Source organism: Deltaproteobacteria bacterium, from assembly GCA_016931625.1.
Lineage (GTDB): Bacteria > Myxococcota > XYA12-FULL-58-9 > XYA12-FULL-58-9 > JAFGEK01 > JAFGEK01.
In genome coordinates, this window is sequence record JAFGEK010000193.1 from 1 (window position 1) to 3,267 (window position 3,267).

3 protein-coding genes are annotated in these 3,267 nt (G+C 36.3%); all 3 read right to left on the reverse strand.

The window, feature by feature from the left end; all coding sequences use genetic code 11:
* Nucleotides 1-369: hypothetical protein (locus JW841_16355; protein ID MBN1962506.1), on the reverse strand; the 369-nt coding region annotated here is incomplete at its 3' end.
* A gap of 382 nt (nt 370-751) precedes the next feature.
* Nucleotides 752-1,681 carry a hypothetical protein gene (locus tag JW841_16360; protein ID MBN1962507.1) on the reverse strand — a complete coding sequence of 310 codons (930 nt, stop codon included), beginning with the start codon at nt 1,679-1,681 and terminating at the stop codon, nt 752-754.
* Between the two features lie 42 nt (nt 1,682-1,723).
* The gene (locus tag JW841_16365; GenBank protein MBN1962508.1) at nt 1,724-2,959 is read right to left on the reverse strand and encodes an alpha/beta hydrolase; all 1,236 of its coding nucleotides are present in this window, start codon (nt 2,957-2,959) and stop codon (nt 1,724-1,726) included.
* Nucleotides 2,960-3,267 lie beyond the last annotated feature (308 nt).

Below are 3,267 nucleotides of genomic sequence, written 5' to 3' on the forward strand. Positions count from 1 at the left end.
TATTTTCTCCTTTGCGCTGTTTTGTGTATCAACCGTCGTTTCAGTTGCAATATTCTCAGGCGGTATGGGCACAATTAACTTTCGCATGCTTGAAGTGCGGCTAAGTATGTTATCAATGCTATTATAAGTATAATTTATGGTTTCAGTACTATTGCTGATAGCACTTGAGGTAAACTCGCTAGCAACAAGACGATACCAAGCATCATAAGTATAGTTGGCATTTGCATTTAAAGCTGCTGATGCAACTGCGTCAGAGTCGCTATGTAATAAGTCATCAATACTAACAATATTGCCAACGCGGTCGTGTTGATAAGCAAATCCTTGCAGTTGTTCGCTAGTGCCAGATGTCTCAAGGTGATTTAAGCGCAATAAACTATCGTAAGTTTTGCTTTGAACATTTAGGGTCAGGATTATCACAAAAATCGGTAAGATATGCAGCTACAGTATTTTCGTCAAAAAAACCTTTAGCTTCGGTTACCATGATTTATTACCCTTGAATTATATTGGCTATATTATCGCCTGGTTGCTCCAAGTGCCAGCAGTACTGCTTTTAGAACCAGGCTTATCAGCTTCTTCGTCGGCTTGAACAATTGGTACTGGTGGTTTGTAAAGAAGATCACGACCCATAGCAGTATGTTATCACTAGTGTTGCAGGCGCTGTAAACAGTGTAGCAATAAAAAATCTAGGTTGGATTATTTGGTTTTAAGAAAAGATCCGCAATATACTGCGGCTTCTATTAATTAATTTTTTTTACTTATTCGCGAATTCAGAGGAGCTATCACCAACGCGAATGTCATATGCGGTCTCAATACCCATACGCAGCATATTAATCTTAGACATACATACATTAACCTGTCTTTTAAGACTTTCATTTTTAGTATCAGGTGGTTGTGCCGATAAAATTTCTTCTAACTGTTTTTCACTATTAGTAAGTATATGATTCAAGTTAGTTAGATAATTTGCAACTGTCTCTTGATGAAATTTGCCTAACTCTTGATTTAGTAATTTTATTAAACCATATGCTTGTACTAGCTCTCCCTCCATTTTCTTTAATACTGCAACGTTATCATCAATAATATATTTGTCATTGGCGCCACTAACATTAAAATTATTGTTCGATCTGACATTTATACCCGCCAGATTAGTATTGTAATTGTCTAGAGCTCTTTTAGCCAGATCTGAATAGCTGTTTGCTGAGTCGACACCTGTTCCAATTTTGTCGATATATTCTAGCAAATTATCGTTTATTACCATATTGGAATCTATCTGCTGTTCAACTTTATAACGATACTCAAGTTTGGCGAGCAACTTATTAGCGTAATCGAGTTTTTGGATGAGTTTATTAGGATTGGGAGCTAAACTAGCGAAATCACCATAAGCGTCATGGGTTGCATTGATCTCAGATTCATATCTCAGATTTTTTTCGTTTTGCACCGATATCTGCTGTTGAATACTATTTATATTTACACTGAATTGCTTTATATACTGCAAAAGCTCTTTAGTATTAATGCCGACTCCATCGAGACTCGCTGTTAGCTCATTTATCTGTACAATTAGCGCATCTGTATTGACTTCGGCTGCCTTAATATCTGCATCATTATGTAATGCCTTGGCGTTAATGCTAAGCGCATTAATCAGTAAGTTAACATCCTTGATTTCATTACCAATTGCATTAGCCATTTTACATCTCCAGTTACACTTTGAACATTATCTCAAATTTTACTAAATATTATCGCATTTATCTTCATTTTGTTGTGATAAAATTTTATAATTTAACGATTTCAAGTACATCAAACAGTTACTCGACAGTGACAGTGCTTCAGGCAACACTTTATTAATCATGATCCGGTTAAATTTATCGGCCTCTTCGAAATTTGGCATGTGTGCTGAAAACTCAAACCAAAACAATTCTTTTTTGGGGGCAATTAATACATCGAAATATTTTTGCACTAGTATTGAAGGAGCGTTGTAATCATATCGGCCTTCAAATAAATAAATCGGCACTTCAAGCTGGTTAGCAACTACGCGATAATCACCCAACTTAAATAATTGTGGCCAAATATATTTTAAAGAAAAGTATGCCCCCAAAGCTAACGGTACAAAATCAAAGACAGTAAATTCTGGAGGACGTTCGACAAAAAATAAACTCTCCATACCCTCTTTGCCGTACATAACGCCGCCAAAATACCCAAGCCAACGGCGCTGGGTAAAAACATTACTCATCCATCCTTCAGTAAAATTTGGATAAGTGCCTATTGCCAGCAACTCGGATAGTGCTTGTTGATGATTAGCTGCCTGCGCCATGTTGCGCACATACTCCATGCTTAATCTCTCCGATTCTGGCAGATAAATTTCTTGACCAATGCCAACATAAGCATGAAACAATTGCGGATGGCGACGCACAAGCTCTATGCCAAGAATACTCCCCCATGAATGACCAACCAGAAATATCTTGTTTTTATGAAATCGTTTGGTGAGATGCAGTATTAATTCATGTGCATCGCTAATTATTTGTTCAACATTCATTGTGTTGCTATCAATAAATGGCGAATATGATTTTCCTGCACCACGCTGTTCCCATAATGCAACAATAAAATGATTCTCTAATGCTGAGTTAAAATGTCTAACCAATGGTAGTTCAGTTGCACCTGGGCCACCATGCAAATACAACAATATAGGATTATTAATATTCTTTGCACGCAGCAATACCGCCTGTGGGTAGTTACCAAGCTTAATGTCTTCAAATGATGCAATACTTTGTGTAATAGTCTCATTATTAGTATCTAGAAATGCTGGTGTATATCTGCGACTGTTACTAATTAACACACAAACAGTCACTAGCAACAACGCTACCACCACAAAGGCGAAAACGAGCAACAAAACATGGGCCACCATTTTCTTTATGGAGCCAGCACCGCGAATTTTCATGTTAATTATATTTAATATATTATACTTCATAACACAATTCACTCAACAAAATAGTTTAACAAAAATATTGTAAACATTGCCGTTGCGTAACATGCAAGCGACATTATCTCCTAGCCTTCTTCTTAATGCATGTAAACATAATGACCAGCATTGCGCAACATAGAAGGAAAAATTAGCGCATATTTTGGCCATATTTTTAAATGTGTTTAGCATGTAAACCAGTAAATACCACTTTAAACAATTAAATATTTGTCTTACTATCGTCATTGTTAACAAAAATTTTGTATACGAAACGCTTTGTAAGCTTTGTAAAATCTACAAAAAGACAAAATCGGCAA

Bases quoted from the DNA above. Each gene is read 5' to 3' on its own strand.
- JW841_16360 (MBN1962507.1), bottom strand. From the start codon at position 1,681: ATGGCTAATGCAATTGGTAATGAAATCAAGGATGTTAACTTACTGATT.
- JW841_16365 (MBN1962508.1), bottom strand. From the start codon at position 2,959: ATGAAGTATAATATATTAAATATAATTAACATGAAAATTCGCGGTGCT.